The sequence below is a fragment of the Embleya australiensis genome (assembly GCF_051903075.1).
GTDB lineage: Bacteria > Actinomycetota > Actinomycetes > Streptomycetales > Streptomycetaceae > Embleya.
The window spans coordinates 2,992,626-3,009,156 of the sequence record NZ_CP182422.1 but is presented as its reverse complement, the minus strand read 5'-3'; the positions used below and the strand labels follow the sequence as shown (position 1 = coordinate 3,009,156).

Sequence of the window (16,531 nt, the reverse complement as noted above, 5' to 3'; positions counted from 1 at the left end):
GGAGGGGACAGACAAGTGACGACGATCGACACGAAGAACAAGCCCGAGGGACCGGGCTCGGCAGCCACCGCGCCGCTGCTCGAAGTGGACAACCTGCACGTCGAGTTCCGCACCCGCGAGGGTGTGGCCAAGGCGATCAACGGTGTCTCGTACGACGTCAGCGCCGGCGAGACGCTCGCCGTGCTCGGCGAGTCCGGCTCGGGCAAGTCGGTGACCGCGCAGACGATCATGGGCATCCTGGACATGCCGCCGGGGCACATCACCGGCGGCGAGATCCGGTTCCACGGCAAGGACATGCTCAAGATGTCCAAGGAGGAGCGCCGGAAGATCCGCGGCCAGAAGATCTCGATGATCTTCCAGGACGCGCTCTCCGCGCTCAACCCGGTGTATTCGGTCGGCTTCCAGCTGGCCGAGATGTTCACCGTGCACCGCGGCATGTCCCGCAAGGACGCCAAGCTCAAGGCGATCGACCTGATGGATCAGGTGCGCATCCCGGCGGCCAAGGATCGGGTGAACGACTACCCGCACCAGTTCTCCGGCGGTATGCGCCAGCGCATCATGATCGCCATGGCGCTCGCGCTCGACCCCGAGCTGATCATCGCGGACGAGCCGACCACCGCGCTCGACGTGACCGTCCAGGCGCAGGTCATGGACCTGCTCGCGGAGTTGCAGCGCGAGCGGAACATGGGTCTGATCCTGATCACCCACGACCTCGGCGTGGTCGCCGACGTCGCGGACAAGATCGCGGTCATGTACGCGGGCCGGATCGTCGAGCAGGCGCCGGTGCGGGAGCTGTACCGCCAGCCCACGCACCCGTACACCAAGGGTCTGCTGGAGTCGATCCCGCGCCTGGACCACAAGGGTCGCGAGCTGTACGCGATCAAGGGTCTGCCGCCGAACCTGATGCGTATCCCGTCCGGTTGCGCGTTCAACCCGCGCTGCCCGTACGCGCAGGACATCTGTCGCAGCGACGTTCCGCCGCTGCACGAGATCTCGGTCGGTCGGGGCAGCGCGTGCCACTTCTGGGAGACCGTGATGGAGGGAGAAGTCCGTGGCTGAGTCCCCGAACGGCGCGACCGCCGCCGATGTGCGCAAGGCCGTTCAGCCGGTGGCGAGTGGCGAGCCGATCCTTCAGGTGCGGGGGCTGGTCAAGCACTTCCCGATCACCCAGGGCATCCTCTTCCAGAAGAAGATCGGCGCGGTCAAGGCTGTCGACGGCGTCACCTTCGACCTGATGAAGGGCGAGACGCTGGGCCTGGTCGGCGAGTCGGGTTGTGGCAAGTCCACGGTGGCCCGACTGCTGATGAACCTGGAGTCGATCACCAAGGGCAGCGTCCTGTACAAGGGCGACGACCTGGCGAAGTTGTCGGGGCGCGCGCTCAAGGCGGTGCGCCGCAACATCCAGATGGTCTTCCAGGACCCGTACACCTCGCTGAACCCGAGGATGACGGTCGCCGACATCATCGGCGAGCCGTACGACATCCACCCGGAGGTCGCCCCCCGCGGCGACCGCAAGCGGCGTGTGCAGGAACTGCTCGACCTGGTCGGGCTGAACCCGGAGCACATCAACCGGTACCCGCACCAGTTCTCCGGCGGCCAGCGCCAGCGCATCGGGATCGCCCGGGGCCTCGCGCTCAACCCGGAGATCATCATCGCGGACGAGCCGGTCTCCGCGCTGGACGTGTCGGTGCAGGCGCAGGTGGTCAACCTGCTGGAGAAGCTGCAGAACGAACTGGGTCTGTCGTACCTGTTCATCGCGCACGACCTGTCCGTGGTGCGGCACATCTCGGACCGGGTCGCGGTGATGTACCTGGGTCGGATCGCCGAGATCGGCACCGACGCGCAGATCTACGACCACCCGACGCACCCGTACACCCAGGCGCTGCTGTCCGCGGTGCCGGTGCCGGACCCGGATGGGCGCGAGCACCGCGAGCGGATCATCCTCACCGGTGACGTGCCGTCGCCGGCGAACCCGCCGTCGGGCTGCCGGTTCCGTACCCGGTGCTGGAAGGCGCAGGACATCTGCGCCGAGCAGGAGCCGCTGCTGCAGATCCGCACCGGCCTGGACGGACTGGCCGCGCACGACAGCGCGTGCCACTTCGCCGAGGAGAAGGACATCGTCGGCGCGGCCTGAACCGCGCGCCGACCGACGACGCCCGCCGTTCCCGATTCGGGGACGGCGGGCGTCGTCGTGTGTGGCGGGTGTCAGTCGCTCGCGGGGCGGGCGAGCGAGCGGTGCAGGAACTCGACCTGGAACAGCAGCAGGTTCTCCGCGACCTGCTCCTGCGGGGTCATGTGGGTGACCCCGGACAGCGGCAGCACCTCGTGCGGATAGCCGGCCGCGAGCAGCGCGCTGCTCAGCCGCAGCGTGTGCGCCGCGACCACGTTGTCGTCGGCGAGGCCGTGCACCAGCATCAGCGCCCGTCGGGTCGACGCCACCTCGCCCAGTTCGGAGCCGGACACCAGGGAGCCGCGCCGGTACGCCTCGACCTGCTCGGCGGGCATGCCGTAGTAGCGCTCGGTGTAGTGCGTGTCGTAGAGCGCCATGTCGGTCACCGGCGCGCCGGCGACCGCCGCGTGGAACACGTCGGGGCGGCGCAGCACGGCGAGCGCGGCCAGGTAGCCGCCGTAGGACCAGCCGCGGATGCCCACCCGTGTGGTGTCCAGCCACGGCCGCTCGGCGGCGACCGCCTCCAGGGCGTCCACCTGGTCCTGGAGGCTGATCGGGCCGAGGTCGAGGTGGACCGACTTCTCCCACTCGGGGGAGTGGCCCGGGGTGCCCCGGCCGTCGGCGACCAGCACCGCGAAGCCCTGGTCGGCGAACCACTGCGAGGTCAGGTGCGGGTTGCGCGCGGCGAGCACGCGCGGGCCGTGCGGGCCGCCGTACGGGTCCATCAGGATCGGCAGCCGCTCGCCGGACGCGGGGTCGAACCCGGTCGGCAGGATCAGTGCGCACGGGATGCCGCGGGCGCCGGCGCGGAGCAGTTCGACCCGGGGGGTGAGCACCGGGGTGGCCGCGTGCGAGGTGACCGTGGCGATCTCGGCGCCGCCGCGCAGCACCGCGACCCGGGTGCCGAAGCGCTCCGGCGTGGCGGAGACCAGGACCGTGGTGTCGCCGGCGCGCACCGCGGTGTGCACGCCGGGTTCGGCGCTCACCCGGGTGACCCCGTCGGGGGCGACCCGGTAGACGTGGACCTCGCCGATCTCGGGCGCGCTCGCGTCGGTGCCGGCCGACGCGGTGATCAGCACGTCCTCGTCGGCCACGTCCAGAATCGAGCGCACGAACAGGCGCCGGTCGGTCAGCTCCTTGTCGGCGACCACCACACGCCGCGCGCCGTCGGCGTCGACCAGGCGGACCAACCGGCCGTCGGGCGTCCAGGCGGGCACGCCCGGAACCAGGTCGATCCACACGTCGTCGTGCTCGCGGTGCAGCTCGCGGGTGGTCCCGGCGGCCACGTCGACGGCGAGGGTGAGCAGCACCTTCTGGTCGCGCGGTTGCAGGCTCAGGAGCGGGTCGCCGCCGGCCGACCAGTGCACGCTCGCCAGGTAGGGGTAGGCGTCGTGGTCCCAGGTCAGCTCGGTCCGGGCGCCGTCGAGGCCGATCAGCCACGCGGTGACCTCGGCGTTGGCGGTGCCGGCCGCCGGGTAGGCCACCTCGCTCGGCGCCGCGGCCGGGTTGGCCGGGTCGCTGATCCACCAGCGGTCCACGGGCGCGTTGTCCACGCGCGCGGCGATCAGCGCGGAGCCGTCGGGGGCCCACCAGTAACCCCGGAAGCGGTTCATCTCCTCGGCGGCGATGAACTCGGCGAGGCCCCAGGTGACGTCGTCGCCGTCGGGCTCGGCGAGCGCACGATCGCCCGAGCCGTCGGCGGCCACCACCCGCAGCGTGCCGGCGGACACGTAGGCGATCCATTCGCCGGTGGGCGAGGGGCGCGGATCGATGACCGGACCGGGTACGGCCAGCTCGCGCGGCGCCTCGCCGGCGGACAGGGACACGGCGAACAGCCGGCCCGAAAGGGTGAATACCGCCAGATCCCCGGCACTGTCGAGCGCGTAGCCGACGATGCCGGCCGCCCCCTCGCGACTGCGCTCGCGCCGGGCCCGCTCCTCGGCGGACAGGTCCTCGGCCGCGCCGCCGAGCAGTGTCGCGGGGTCGGCCACCAGGCGTTCCTCGCCGGTGTCCGGATCCAGGATCCACAGGCAGGTGGTGGAGTCGTCGGGGGCTTTGGACCGCAGGAATGTGATCCGGCCGTCGGCGAAGCCGAAGCTGCGTGGAGCGCCTTGGGTGAAGCGCTGCGTGCGGGCGTATTGCCGGGGAAATGTGATCTCCGAGCTCATGTGCCACAGCGTACGGGGACGTACGCACAGGGGGAGGGGAGACCGGGGGGAGAGTGCGGACAGCCGTGCGAACACCACCTCGCGCCCGCTGAACGAGTGAACGCGGTTCGTGACCATTGGCTTACATTCTGTGTGTAGACATGTCCCTTTGGATCCACAGGCCGGCTTCCCCGAGCACGAACTGCGGGTCCCTGCGCACAGGAGGTGCGTGACTGTGGTGGTGTCCGTCTCCGCCGTGCTGCTGCTCGGTGTCACCGTCGTCTTCTTCGTCCGGAAGTCGTCGCTCAAGCCGATGCACGCGATCATCTGCGCCCTGCTCGGCTTCTATCTCTCCGCGACGTCGATGGCCCCCTCGATCCGCGACGCGGGCACGAGCTTCGCGGGAGTCGTGAACGGGATCCATTTCTGACCCGGGCAGCGCGGGCGGGGCCGTGAGGTCGCTGCCGGGTCGGCTGTGGGCCGGGGTTTGTAGGCTGGTCTGTCATGACCAATCGATGGCTGGCCAACACCGGTGGCACCCGTGGGCCCGAATACGCCGAGCGGTTTCGCCGGCTCGCGGCCGAGGGGCGTGACCTGCACGGCGAGGCCAGGTTCTGCGACGACCTGCTGCCCGAGCCCGCCCGCGTCCTCGACGCGGGATGCGGCACCGGGCGCGTGGCGATCGAGCTGGCCCGGCAGGGCCACGAGGTGGTCGGCGTCGACCTGGACGCGTCGATGCTGGCCGAGGCCGAGGCGGCGGCGCCCGGTCTGACCTGGGTGCTCGACGACCTGGCCGACCTGGACCCGCTGCCGCTCGGCGGGCGCGGGAGCTTCGACCTGGTCGTGGCCGCGGGCAACGTGATGATCTTCCTGACCCCCGGCAGCGAGGCCGACGTGGTGCGCGCGCTGGCCGCGATGTTGCGCCCGGGCGGGATCCTGGTCAGCGGATTCAGCCTCGCGGGCGGCCCGGACGGAGTCGGGGCCACGATCACCGCCGCCGAGTACGAGGACGCGTGCGCGGCGGCCGGCCTGGTGCGCCGCACCCGCTACGCCGGATGGGACCGCGAGCCCTGGGTGCCCGGCGGCGACTACCTGGTCGCGGTGCACGCGGCGCCGCCCGGTCGCGGGGCCTGAACGGGCGGTCCCGGGGGTGTCCGCGGGCGCGCGTAGGCTGTCGCACATGACCGAACGCACTACCGAGAGCCCGCTGCGACTGCTGCTCGTCCACGCCCATCCGGACGACGAAGTGATCAACAACGGCGCGTCCATGGCGCGGTACGCGGCCGAGGGTGTGCACGTCACGCTCGTCACCTGCACGCTCGGCGAGGAGGGCGAGATCCTGGTGCCCGAGCTGGCCCACCTGGCGGCCGACCGCGAGGACCGGCTCGGGGCGCACCGGATGACCGAGATCGCCGACTCGATGAAGGCGCTGGGCATTTCCGACCAGCGGTTCCTGGGCGGTCCGGGCCGCTACCGCGACTCCGGGATGATGGGTGTGCCGAGCAACGCGCGGCCCGACTGCTTCTGGCAGGCCGACGTGGAGGAGGCCGCCGCGCATCTGGTGCCGGTGATCCGCGAGGTGCGGCCGCAGGTGCTCGCCACCTACGACGAGCGCGGCGGTTACGGCCACCCCGACCACATCCAGGCCCACCGGGTGGCGCTGCGCGCGGCCGAGTTGGCCGCCGACCCGACCCACGCCGAGGGCGAGGGCGAGTCGTGGACGATCGCGAAGATCTACTACAACGTGATGCCCCGGTCGATCCTCAAGGCCGGCATCGAGCGCATGATCGAGGCCGGGCAGGACGTACCGTTCACCGCGGTCGAGGTGGACGAGTTGCCGTTCGCGGTCGACGACGACCAGGTCACCACGGCGGTGGACGCGGGCGCCCACCTGGAGGCCAAGTTCGAGGCGCTGCGCGCCTATCCCACCCAGGTCTCGGTGGAGGACGGCTTCTTCGCGCTGTCCAACAACATCGGCCAGAGCATCATGGCGGTCGAGCACTATCGACTGGTCCGCGGCGACCTCGGGCCCACCGGCCCGGACGGCCGCGAGGACGACCTGTTCGCCGGACTGCGCCCGTAAGGTAGCCCTCGTGCCAGAGAAAGCCGGCCGCGTCGCGGCATACGTCGTGCTGTTCCTGCTCGGCGCGGTGATCGCCTTTATCGGGGCGTTCACCCAGGCGGCCTACCCGCCCGCCGGGTTGATCGTCTCGCTCGCGGGCAGCGGCGGCCTGTTCGTCGCCGGCGGCTCGCTGCTGAAGGCCAAGGCCGGGGCCGCGGTGCCGGTCGGCGCCTGGATGCTCACCGTGTTGTGGCTGGCGAGTTGGACGAAGCCGGAGGGCGACTGGATCTTCGTCAGCGGCGTCCTCTCGTACATCTACCTCCTGGGTGGCACCATCTTCGGTGTCGCCGCCGCCACTTACCCCTGGGGCGGCATCAAACCCGTCCTTCTTTCGGGTGAATCGGTGAAGACGCGGACGAGGTGAACCCCTTGCGCCGCCATGCTTGCCGACGGCGCGTACCGGGAGGCACGCGACGGTGCGGGGTAACGGTGTGGCAGGAGCGCAGTATTGTGGGTGCCGAGGTGCGGTACGTGTCATGCCCTGTCCATGGGGTCGTCGCGACCGACTCCTCCGGCCCGTCGTACCGGGCAACCTCGGTGGCCGAGTTCGCCCACGTGCCTTCGGCGGGGAGCACCAGATCCCTCGAAGGCCGTGTCACGACCCGCACGCGGCGGGTGTCAACGCACCGCCGTCGCACTTTCCCGGATACCGTCCGATCCCGGGCGGGGGCGGCCGTGCGCCGCCACGCAACCTTCAGCTGTCGGAGAGCTCGTTCTTCGTGAGTAACGACCAGCCCCCCACGCCCGACGACCCGGGCGCGCAGCCGCGCCGCGACGATCACGATGGTGATCCGCATCCGTTCTTCGGACGCGGGCGGCCGTCGTCGGCGGCGCCCGCCGCCCGCGAGCGATCCGCCGCGCCCGCGTCGTCTCCGCATCCGTCTTCCGATCCGTTCGGGGACGACGACGAGTTCGCGTCGTGGTTCGACGACGAACCGCCCCGGCCCGCGCCCGTCGCGGGGCCGCCGGGAGGTTCGTCGTGGCCCAGCGCGGACGACGATGTGCCGCCCGTCGCGCAGCCGACCCGGCAGCCGGCCGTGCCGCCGCCGGGACCGGGCGGCCTGCCGCAGCGGGTACCCGGCGCCTCCGGAGCCAGGAGCCTGACCACCGAGGGCACCGGTGCGCCCGGACCCGTGCCGTTCGCGGACGCGCCGGCCACGCCGTATGTACCGGGACAGCACGGACCGGCGCCGGCGCACGGGCAACAACGGCCGCTGCCGCCAAGCACCGCCTACGGCGTCGCGGGCGAGCACGGCGCGGGAGCGTCGGGGCCGGGTCCGGACGAGGCTGGTCGCGGGGTGCCCACCGGTGTCGAGCCGGTCGTACACCCGATCGATCCGGGCGCCTCGGATGCGGCCCGGTCGGCGCCCGAGGGCGGCGCGCTGCCGAACCGAGTGGGCCGGCGTCGGCTGATCGCCGGCTTCGGCACGCCGGAGGCCGGCCCCGCGCCGACCCCGCCGGCCGGGGGCGGCACGGATGCCGAAATGCCCGCCGACTCGGGTGATTCGGGCGACCAGACGATGACCACCCGGGTCAGCATCAAGATCCCGGGCTCGCGGCCGATCCCGCCGGTGGTGCTGCGCGGTCAGGCGCCGCTGCCCTCGCAGGAGGCGCCGCGATGGACCCTGGACGGCGACTCGGACGGGCCGTACGAATACCGCACGATGCAGGAACAGGACGCCGCCGACCACGGGTTCCCGCAGTACGGCACGACCGACGCGGCCGGGACCGCCGCGGAGCACCCGGTCGGCGCCGAGGAGCGGACCGAGGAGGCACGCCCGGCCCCGGCCCCGCCCCGACGGCGCAGGCCGAAGGCGCTGATCGCGTGCGCGGCCGGGATCGCGGTCCTCGGCGGCGTGTACGGCGCGTCGCTGGCCTACGCCGGCGGCGGGGTGCCGCGCGGCACCTCGGTGCTCGGCGTCAACATCGGCGGCCAGTCCCGCGACGAGGCGGTGCGTACGCTCGAACAAAAGCTCGGCGACCGCACCACCAAGCCGATAATGCTCGACCTCGGCGGCAAGGAACTGCGGCTGGAGCCGGCCGCGTCCGGACTGCTCCTGGACGCGCGCGCGACCGTCAGCGAGGCGAGCAAGGGCGGGATGAACCCGCTCACCTCGGTGCCCGCGATGTTCGGCAAGACCCGGGAGACCCAGCCGCGCACCGTGGTGGACCCGGTCAAGCTGGGCGCCGCGCTGGAGGCGCTGGCCGCCGAGGCCGGCGGTGCGCAGGTCGACGGCGGGATCTCGTTCGCGAGCGGTCAGGCCACCGCGGTGCCGCCGGCCAAGGGCAAGGTGCTGGACACCCCCGCCGCGATCAAGCTGGTCGAGGCGGCCTTCCTGCACGGCGGCGGTCCGGTCGCGTTGCCGACCAAGGCCGCCGATCCCAAGGTCACCCAGGCCGAAGTGGACCGGGCGATGCGCGAGTTCGCGGTGCCCGCGATGTCGGGGCCGGTGACCCTGACGGCCGGTACCAAGTCCTTCAAGCTGAACCCGCCGGCGCTGGCGAAGTACCTCACCATGGTCCCGGACGCCGCCGGCAGGTTGCAGCCCAGGATCGACGCGAACGGCCTCCAGGAGGAGCTGGGTCAGACCTTCTCCTCGGTCGGCGAGAAGCCGAAGAACGCCACGTTCAAGGTGGAGGGCAAGCTCGCGGCCGGCGCCAAGGTCACCGTCGTGCCGTCCGTGTCCGGCAAGGGCGTCTCCGGCGCCACGGCGGCCGAGGCGGTGTTGTCCGTGCTGACCAAGTCCGGCGCGGCGCGCACCGCGAAGGTCAACCTCGGCCCGGTCGAGCCCGCGCTGACCACGGAGGCGGCGAACAAGCTGGGCATCACCGAGGTGATGTCGACCTACACCACGAACTACCCGTACGCCGCGTACCGGTTGACCAACATCCACCGGGCCGCCGATCTGATCACCGGATCGGTGATCAAGCCGGGCGACACCTGGAGCCTGAACAAGACGGTCGGCGAGCGCACCGCGGAGAACGGCTTCGCCAAGGGCACGATCATCAACAACGGGCGCTTCCAGACCGACTTCGGCGGCGGCGTCTCGCAGGTGGCCACGACCACGTTCAACGCGGTGTTCTTCGCCGGGCTCAAGGACGTGATGCACCGCCCGCACAGCTTCTGGATCGACCGCTACCCGCCCGGTCGCGAGGCCACGGTGGCCTGGCCGTCGCTGGACCTGAAGTTCCAGAACGACTCCGGGAAGAACGTCTACCTGGAGTCCACGTACACCGATTCCACGGTGACCGTGACGCTGTTCGGCACCCGCAAGTACGACGACATCAAGGCCGAGCCGGGCAGCAAGTACGACGTGGTCAAGCCCAAGTCGGTGGTGGACAAGTCGGCGGGCTGCGTGGAGCAGGCCGCGTCGGACGGGTTCAAGATCGACGTGACCCGGGTGTTCATCCAGGGCGGCAAGGAAACCGCCCGGGAGAAGTTCCACACCAAGTACGACCCGGCCGACAAGATCACGTGTGACAAGAGCGGCGGCGCGGGTGAGGGCGAGGGGCAGGGCCGCACGGCCGACTCACCCCCGCCGGGCGCACTGCCGGTACGGATGTCGGACGACTAGCGGCTGCCGAGGCGGGGCCGGATCGCACGACAGGCGATCCGGCCCCGCCTTCGCCGTGTCGGCCCGGCCCCGCGACGCTCTCGCCTCAGGAGTCGGTCCGGCCCACGTCCCGTGACAGGTCGAGGGCCAGGAACCGGTCGACGTGTGCCAACGCCTCGAAGCGCGCCCCCGGTGCCACCTTCTCGTCGCGGGCCAGCTCGACCAGGAGCCGGATCGCCGTGCGGGTGTCCAGGTCGGCGTCCAGCGCGGCGTGGATCGGCCCGATCGCCTCGGCCGGCATCGGCGCGGACGGGGACTCGGCGCACGTGGCGGTCCGGGCGCGCAGTTCGGCGAGGACGGCCGTCGCGTCGGCCGCCCCGTGATACCCGGCGTGGTCCGCACGCAGCGGCTCGTCGGCGGCCAGCGAGAGCAGGATCAGCCGCAGCACGAGCGGATCCTCGGGATGCGGGACGGGTCGGCGGGGCGCGGCGTCGACCACCGCCGCCGGATGCAGCACGTGCACCCGGGCGCGCGGCCCCTCGTCCCCGTCTTCGCCGAAGTACAGGTCGATCGCGCCGTCCGGCTGCCCCATGGCGGGCAGCGGCATGTTGTACCGGCCGTAGCCCGCCGCGTGCGCCACCTGCGCGCGATAGGGCAGGTGGTGGACGGTCACGGTCAGGTGGTGTCGGCCGGCGACCCGGCGGAAGGTGTCGGCGATGATCGCCGCGCGTAGCGAACGGCTCGGGTAGGCCACCCGTACCCGCCTGCCGATCGAGGTGGTCACGAGTTCGGACTTGCCGGTCTGGGAGTCGGTCAGTCGCACCATGGCGGCCACGCTAGTGCCGGGAGGCCCGTCCGCGGCGCGGCTCCGCGATACCCCATGACATCTGTCATGCCCTGATCAGGAGGTTTCCCACTTCGCCGGCCGAGGGTGGTCGGCCAGGCTGGGGGGCATGACGATCACGGCTGGGAAACAGACGACCGCGCCGGCCGTCGCGCTCGGCGGGGTGAGCAAGTGCTTCGGTGAACTGCGCGCCGTGGACGGGCTCGACCTCGAACTGCGCCAGGGGGAGACCGTCGCGCTGCTGGGGCCCAACGGTGCCGGCAAGTCGACCACACTCGACCTGTTGCTCGGACTGAGCCGGCCCACCGAGGGCACGGTCGCGCTGTTCGGCGGCGATCCGCGCGACGCGATCCGGCGCGGTCGGGTCGGCGCGATGTTGCAGACCGGTGGCCTGATGCCGGACGTGACCGTCGGCGAGATGATCGGCCTGGCCCGCGACCTGCATCCGCGCCCGCTGCCGCGTGCGGACGTGCTGCGTCGCGCCGGCATCGAGGACCTGGTCGACAAGAACGTCGACAAGCTCTCCGGCGGCCAGGCCCAGCGGGTGCGCTTCGCGATGGCGATCGCGGGTGAGGTGGACCTGATCGTCCTGGACGAGCCCACCACCGGGATGGACGTGGACAGCCGGCAGCGGTTTTGGGTCAGCATGCGCGAGCAGGCCGAACTGGGCCGCACCGTGTTGTTCGCGACGCACTACCTGGAGGAGGCGGACAACGTCGCCGACCGGGTGCTCGTGCTGCACCGGGGGCGGCTGCTCGCCGACGCGAGCGCCGCGCAGATCAAGGCCCGGGCCGGGCTGCGCCGGATCGCGTTCGACCTGGACCGGGCGGTCGAGCAGGACGAGGCGGTGCTGCGCGCGCTGCCCGGCATCGCGCACATCGAACTGAGCGGCCACACCGTGCGCATCCGCAGCGCCGACGCCGACGAGACGGTGGCCGCGATCTACGCCGCCGGCCTGCGTCCGCGCGGCCTGGAGGTCGCCGGTCTCGGTCTGGAGCAGGCGTTCCTGGCGATCACCCAGCAGGCGGACGAGGCGGAAGGAAAGGGCATCCCGGCATGAGGACGTTGATGAGACTCGAAGTGCTGAGGATGTTGCGCAACCGGCGCTACCTGCTCTTCACGCTGGCGTATCCGGTCGCGATGTACCTGATCTTCGGCAGCCAGTCGGGAGACGTGGACGGCACCGACGTATCCGCGTACGTGATGGTGTCGATGGCCTCGTTCGGCGCGGTCGGCGCGGTGCTCAGCGCCGGTGTGCAGCGGATCGCGGCGGAGCGGCAGAGCGGCTGGACCCGGCAGTTGCGGCTGACCACGCTCACCGGGCGGCAGTACGTGATCTCCAAGCTCGTCTCGGCGGCGGTGGTCGGCCTGCCCGCGATCGTGCTCGTGCTGGGCACCGGCTTCCTGCGCGGGGTGCGGCTGGACGCGTGGCAATGGGGCGTGATCGTGATCGCGCTGTGGTTCGGCTCGTTCGTGTTCGCCGTGCTCGGGATCGGGCTCGGCTACCTGGTCGCCCCCGACTCCGCGCAGCCGCTGTTCATGCTGGTCTACCTGGGCATGGCGGTGCTGGGTGGCATGTGGGTCCCGCTGAGCGGGTTCCCGCAGGTCCTCCAGGACATCGGCCACGTGATGCCGACGTATCGCTACGGGCAACTGGGCTGGGAGGTGCTGGCCGGGCATCGGCCCCGGGTCGCCGACGTGGTGGTGCTCGCGGTGTACCTGGTCGCGTTCACCGCGCTGGCCGCGTGGCGCTACCGTCGCGACGAGCAGAAGGTGGCGGCCTGATCCGGGGCCGTTCGCCCGACGGGATGGTCCCGAGGCGTGGTGGGATCCGTTCCCGAGAAGGAGCGCGTGACATGCGGTGGTCGGACGCGACAGCGACACGGCAGGACTCGACGCGTGGGCGGGCCATCCGGATGTCGTGGTCGTTGCTCTGGTTGTTCTTCCTGACCCCGGTGGTGCACGACCTGGCCACCGGGGGGTACGGGCCGGTGCGCCTGACGGTGGGCTCGATCGGGCTACTCGTGGTGGTGGTCTGCTACGTCGCGCTGGTGTTCGGCGGGGTCGGCTGGTTCGGCCTGTTCGGTCGGGTGGAGGTGGTGCTGCGCCGCGCGCTCGACACCGAGCGGGCCCAGTCGGGGGCCTGCCTGCTGCTGTGGGCGACCGCGGTCGGGCTGATCCTGACCTTCGACGACGCCTGGCTCGGCCTGATGGTCTACGTCGCGGTGTCGGTCGGGGCCGGGCTGCGCTTTCCGCGGTCGATGTGGGGGATCCTGGGCTGCGTGGCCTCCGGGCTCGGGCTCGGTGTGCTGCTCGGCGCGGCCGGCAACGACCTGCTGGTCCTGGCGTTCGTCACGGTGCTCACCGGCGGGGTGATGATCGGGGTGCGCCGACTCCTGGAGACCCTGGTCGAACTGCGTGAGGCCCGGGAGATCGTGGCCCGGCTCTCGGCCAGCGAGGAACGCCTGCGGATGGCCCGCGACCTGCACGACGTGCTCGGCCACTCGTTGTCGCTGATCACCCTCAAGAGCGAACTCGCCGGCCGCTTCCTGCCCGAGCACGTGGATCGCGCGGCCGAACAGGTCGCCGACATCGAGCGGGTCGGCCGGCAGGCGCTGGTGGACGTGCGCGAGGCGGTGAGCGGCTACCGGCGGCCGACCTTCGCGGTCGAGCTGGCGGGCGCCCGGATCGCGGCGCGCGCGGTGGGCATCGAGCTGACCGTGGTGCCCGAGCAGTGGCCGCAGTGCCCGGACCCGGAGGCGGAGGCGGTGCTCGCCTGGGCGCTGCGCGAGGCGGTCACCAACACGATGCGGCACAGCGGCGCGCGGCGCTGCACGGTGCGCCTGGACACCGGCGCGATGTGGCGACTGGACATCCGCGACGACGGGCGCGGCACGACGGGTGGCGAGGGCAACGGGCTGACCGGGCTGCGCGAGCGATTCGCCCTGGCCCACGGCACCATCGAGGTCGGCGGCGGGGAGCACGGGCGCGGGTTCGGGTTGACCGCTTCGGTCCCGGTGCTTCCCGGAAAGACCGCCGAGCGCCGGATTGCCCCCGGAGCGCCGGAAGCGACCCGCTAACGTTCGGGCCGTGATCAACGTACTGCTCGCCGAGGACCAGGCCATGGTGCGCGAGGCGCTGGCCGCGCTGCTCGGCCTGGAGGAGGACATCCGGGTCGTCGCGCAGGTCGCGCGCGGGGACGAGGTGGTCGAGGCGGTGCGGGCGAGCGGCGCCGACGTGGCGCTGCTCGACATCGAGATGCCGGGACGGGACGGCTTGGCCGCCGCCGCCGAGTTGCGCCGGGCGCTGCCCGGTTGCCGGATCGTCATCCTGACCACGTTCGGCCGCCCCGGTTATCTGCGCCGGGCGATGGAGGCGGGCGCGGACGCGTTCCTGGTCAAGGACGCGCCCGCCGCGCAACTGGCCGACGCCGTACGCCGGGTGTTGCGCGGCGAGCGGGTGATCGACCCCACGCTCGCGGCCACCGCGCTCTCGGTCGGCGCCGACCCGCTGACCGAGCGCGAGCGCGACGTGCTGCGCGCGGCGTCGGGCGGCTCGACGGTGTCCGAGATCGCGACCCTGCTGCACCTGTCCGAGGGCACCGTGCGCAACCACCTGTCCTCGTGCATCGGCAAGACGCACGCCCGCAACCGAGCGGACGCGGTGCGCATCGCGCACGACAACGGCTGGCTCTGACCGGCGCCGGTACGGGTGTCCGGATCGCGCGGTCGCCCCGGTGGCGTACGGGTCGCCGACGGAATGTGGGACCGGGATCCCTCGTTGTGGGACAACGGATCTTTCCCACCGGTCGCCCCTGAGGATCGATGGGACCGGGGCCCGAAGGCCGGTAGAGTCCTCGTGCCCGGCGGCCCGAGTGCCGTCGGAGAGGATGTCGGAGGAATGGGCATGGGGTCGCACCGGGCAGGCGGTCCCGAACCGGGCACCCGTCGTCCCCGTCGGGAACGCATCCGCTGGGCCGCCGCGAGCGCCGTGCTCGCCGCGTTGCCGGCCGCCTTGGTGGTGGCGCTGTCCGGGGACTCGTCCGACGCCGATCACGTGCTCAGCGCCGACTACGTGCGCACCGGATCCTGGCCCAGCGGCTACAGCGGCCAGTACGTGCTGCGCAACACCGGGTCCGACACGGTCGAGGGCTGGACCCTGCGCTTCGACCTCCCGGCGGGCACGCGGATCGCCACCGTATGGAACGGCCGGCTCGAACCGGCGGCCGGCCGCTACACCGTGCGCAACGAGAACTGGAACCGGGCGCTGCGGCCGGGCGAGAGCATCGTGGTCGGCTTCGAGGTCCGCCGGGACGGGGTCGGCGTGCCGACCGCGACCGAGCCGGTCCGCGCCGACGGGCCGACCGCGTGCACGATCAACGACAAGCCCTGCGGCGGGTCGGCCGGGACCGGGCCCGACGAGCGGGCCGGCCCGTCCGGGTGGACGCCGACCGCGAGCCCGTCCGCCGGCCTCGACCGGCACACCGGCACCCCGACCCCGACCGGCACCGGTCGGGGCGGCGGGACGACGTCGCCCCCCTCGGCCCCGCCGGTGACCGCGTCCCCGACCGACGCCACGCCGCGCGCGGGCACGGTCGAACACCTCGCGCCCTACCTGGACATGACGCTCGACCCCACCCGGGCCGGATCGTCCGGCGTGCGCGACCACACCCTCGCCTACGTCGTGGACGGCGGTGGTTGCCGGCCGATGTGGGGCGGGGTGACCCGCCTCGACGACCCCGCGACCGCCGCCCGGATCGCCGCGCTGCGCGAGGCCGGCGGATCGATCAGGGTCGCCTTCGGCGGCGCCGGCGGCACCGACCTCGCGGTGTCCTGCGGCAGTCCGGAGGAACTGGTGGCCGCCTATCGGCAGGTCCTGGACGCCACCGGGACCGATGCGATGGATCTGGACATCGAGGGCCGGGCGCTGGTCCGCCCCGATGTGGTGCAGCGGCGCAATGCGGCGCTGCGGCTGCTCCAGGAGGACGCGCGGCGGACGGATCGGCGGGTGGACGTCGGCTACTCGCTGCCGGTGCATCCGCTCCAGGGCCTGGGCGACGAGGCCAAGGCGCTGCTGCGGGACGCCGCCGCGCAGCAGGTCGACGTGTCCTACGTGAACATCAAGGCGATGAACTACGGCGCCGGGGTCGCGCCCCGGCCGCAGGGACGGATGGGCCGCTTCGCCGCCGACGCCGCGCACGCGCTCCAGGCGCAGATCCGCGAGGTGTGGCCGCACCTGACCCAGGAACAGGCCTGGCGGCGGGTGTCGGTGACGGTGATGATCGGCCGCAACGACGTGCCGGGGGAGGTGTTCACCCTGGACGACGCGCGCCGGTTCGCCGATTTCGCCCGGCAGAACCACCTGGGACGGGTCGCGTGGTGGTCCGCCGCGCGGGACCGACCGTGCGCCGACGGCACCGCGACCGAGACCGGCGCCGACCCCACGTGCAGCGGGGTGGCCCAGGAGCCGGAGGCGTTCCTGCGCGCACTCGGCGGCTGAGCGCGCGGGCCCGGGCGTGGAGCCGGTCACCGGTCCGATGCGGTCGCACGGCACTCGGGGCCGGTCCGCGTGCCGGGTGAGGGTGGCTGATTTCGATGGGTCGGGTCGGATTGGTCGCCGCCGGGCGCCGGTGAATCGAAGAGGCAACCTCATGGTTGTTCGATTCGAGGACTTTTCTCGATGCGGCGACCGCGG

At 72.3% G+C, this 16,531-nt stretch carries 14 protein-coding genes; 12 read left to right on the top strand and 2 right to left on the bottom strand.

Annotated features, from left to right (window positions below; translation table 11 throughout):
- Positions 1-15 precede the first annotated feature (15 nt).
- Complete coding sequence (locus ACMXN5_RS12685; RefSeq protein WP_439675347.1) at positions 16-1,059, top strand: ABC transporter ATP-binding protein; 1,044 nt, start codon at positions 16-18, stop codon at positions 1,057-1,059.
- On the top strand, positions 1,052-2,134 hold the full coding sequence (locus tag ACMXN5_RS12680; protein WP_439675346.1) for an ABC transporter ATP-binding protein: 1,083 nt from the start codon (positions 1,052-1,054) through the stop codon (positions 2,132-2,134). Before ACMXN5_RS12685 ends, ACMXN5_RS12680 begins: the two co-directional genes overlap by 8 nt.
- 71 nt (positions 2,135-2,205) lie before the next feature.
- Here the strand turns inward: ACMXN5_RS12680 and ACMXN5_RS12675 are convergent, their stop codons facing one another.
- Complete coding sequence (locus ACMXN5_RS12675; protein ID WP_439675345.1) at positions 2,206-4,338, bottom strand: prolyl oligopeptidase family serine peptidase; 2,133 nt, start codon at positions 4,336-4,338, stop codon at positions 2,206-2,208.
- Positions 4,339-4,552: 214 nt separating this feature from the next.
- Here ACMXN5_RS12675 and ACMXN5_RS12670 point away from each other — a divergent pair, with 214 nt between their 5' ends.
- From ACMXN5_RS12670 to ACMXN5_RS12650, 5 genes are all read left to right on the top strand, one after another.
- Positions 4,553-4,747, top strand: coding sequence for a DUF2304 domain-containing protein (locus ACMXN5_RS12670; protein ID WP_380000028.1), 195 nt, complete (start codon positions 4,553-4,555; stop codon positions 4,745-4,747).
- 74 nt (positions 4,748-4,821) lie between these two features.
- The gene (locus ACMXN5_RS12665) at positions 4,822-5,451 is read left to right on the top strand and encodes a class I SAM-dependent methyltransferase (protein ID WP_439675344.1); all 630 of its coding nucleotides are present in this window, start codon (positions 4,822-4,824) and stop codon (positions 5,449-5,451) included.
- Between the two features lie 46 nt (positions 5,452-5,497).
- Entirely contained in the window at positions 5,498-6,400 is a 903-nt protein-coding gene (gene mshB / locus ACMXN5_RS12660) for an N-acetyl-1-D-myo-inositol-2-amino-2-deoxy-alpha-D-glucopyranoside deacetylase (protein WP_439675343.1), read from the top strand.
- Between the two features lie 10 nt (positions 6,401-6,410).
- Positions 6,411-6,803, top strand: coding sequence for a DUF6113 family protein (locus ACMXN5_RS12655; protein ID WP_395794402.1), 393 nt, complete (start codon positions 6,411-6,413; stop codon positions 6,801-6,803).
- A 355-nt stretch (positions 6,804-7,158) separates the two neighbouring features.
- Positions 7,159-10,014 (top strand): VanW family protein, encoded by a 2,856-nt coding sequence (locus ACMXN5_RS12650; protein WP_439675342.1) that lies wholly within the window; start codon positions 7,159-7,161, stop codon positions 10,012-10,014.
- Positions 10,015-10,099: 85 nt separating this feature from the next.
- Here ACMXN5_RS12650 and ACMXN5_RS12645 read toward each other — a convergent pair whose 3' ends face one another.
- Entirely contained in the window at positions 10,100-10,819 is a 720-nt protein-coding gene (locus ACMXN5_RS12645) for a hypothetical protein (RefSeq protein WP_439675341.1), read from the bottom strand.
- Positions 10,820-10,946: 127 nt separating this feature from the next.
- Here ACMXN5_RS12645 and ACMXN5_RS12640 point away from each other — a divergent pair, with 127 nt between their 5' ends.
- The 5 genes from ACMXN5_RS12640 (at position 10,947) to ACMXN5_RS12620 (ending at position 16,336) form a co-directional block, all read left to right on the top strand.
- Complete coding sequence (locus ACMXN5_RS12640) at positions 10,947-11,897, top strand: ABC transporter ATP-binding protein (RefSeq protein ID WP_439675340.1); 951 nt, start codon at positions 10,947-10,949, stop codon at positions 11,895-11,897.
- Positions 11,898-11,905: 8 nt separating this feature from the next.
- Entirely contained in the window at positions 11,906-12,622 is a 717-nt protein-coding gene (locus tag ACMXN5_RS12635; RefSeq protein ID WP_379999750.1) for an ABC transporter permease, read from the top strand.
- Between the two features lie 71 nt (positions 12,623-12,693).
- Entirely contained in the window at positions 12,694-13,917 is a 1,224-nt protein-coding gene (locus ACMXN5_RS12630) for a sensor histidine kinase (RefSeq protein ID WP_439675339.1), read from the top strand.
- 10 nt (positions 13,918-13,927) lie between these two features.
- A complete protein-coding gene (locus ACMXN5_RS12625; protein ID WP_439675338.1) occupies positions 13,928-14,533 on the top strand; it encodes a response regulator transcription factor in 606 nt (201 codons plus the stop codon).
- A gap of 210 nt (positions 14,534-14,743) precedes the next feature.
- Positions 14,744-16,336, top strand: coding sequence for a glycoside hydrolase family 18 protein (locus ACMXN5_RS12620; RefSeq protein ID WP_439675337.1), 1,593 nt, complete (start codon positions 14,744-14,746; stop codon positions 16,334-16,336).
- Positions 16,337-16,531: the final 195 nt, after the last annotated feature.

Coding starts and splice junctions, on each gene's coding strand:
- ACMXN5_RS12665 (WP_439675344.1), top strand. CDS start 4,822: ATGACCAATCGATGGCTGGCCAACACCGGTGGCACCCGTGGGCCCGAA.
- ACMXN5_RS12675 (WP_439675345.1), bottom strand. CDS start 4,338: ATGAGCTCGGAGATCACATTTCCCCGGCAATACGCCCGCACGCAGCGC.
- ACMXN5_RS12620 (WP_439675337.1), top strand. CDS start 14,744: ATGGGGTCGCACCGGGCAGGCGGTCCCGAACCGGGCACCCGTCGTCCC.
- ACMXN5_RS12635 (WP_379999750.1), top strand. CDS start 11,906: ATGAGACTCGAAGTGCTGAGGATGTTGCGCAACCGGCGCTACCTGCTC.
- ACMXN5_RS12640 (WP_439675340.1), top strand. CDS start 10,947: ATGACGATCACGGCTGGGAAACAGACGACCGCGCCGGCCGTCGCGCTC.
- ACMXN5_RS12645 (WP_439675341.1), bottom strand. CDS start 10,819: ATGGTGCGACTGACCGACTCCCAGACCGGCAAGTCCGAACTCGTGACC.
- mshB (WP_439675343.1), top strand. CDS start 5,498: ATGACCGAACGCACTACCGAGAGCCCGCTGCGACTGCTGCTCGTCCAC.
- ACMXN5_RS12630 (WP_439675339.1), top strand. CDS start 12,694: ATGCGGTGGTCGGACGCGACAGCGACACGGCAGGACTCGACGCGTGGG.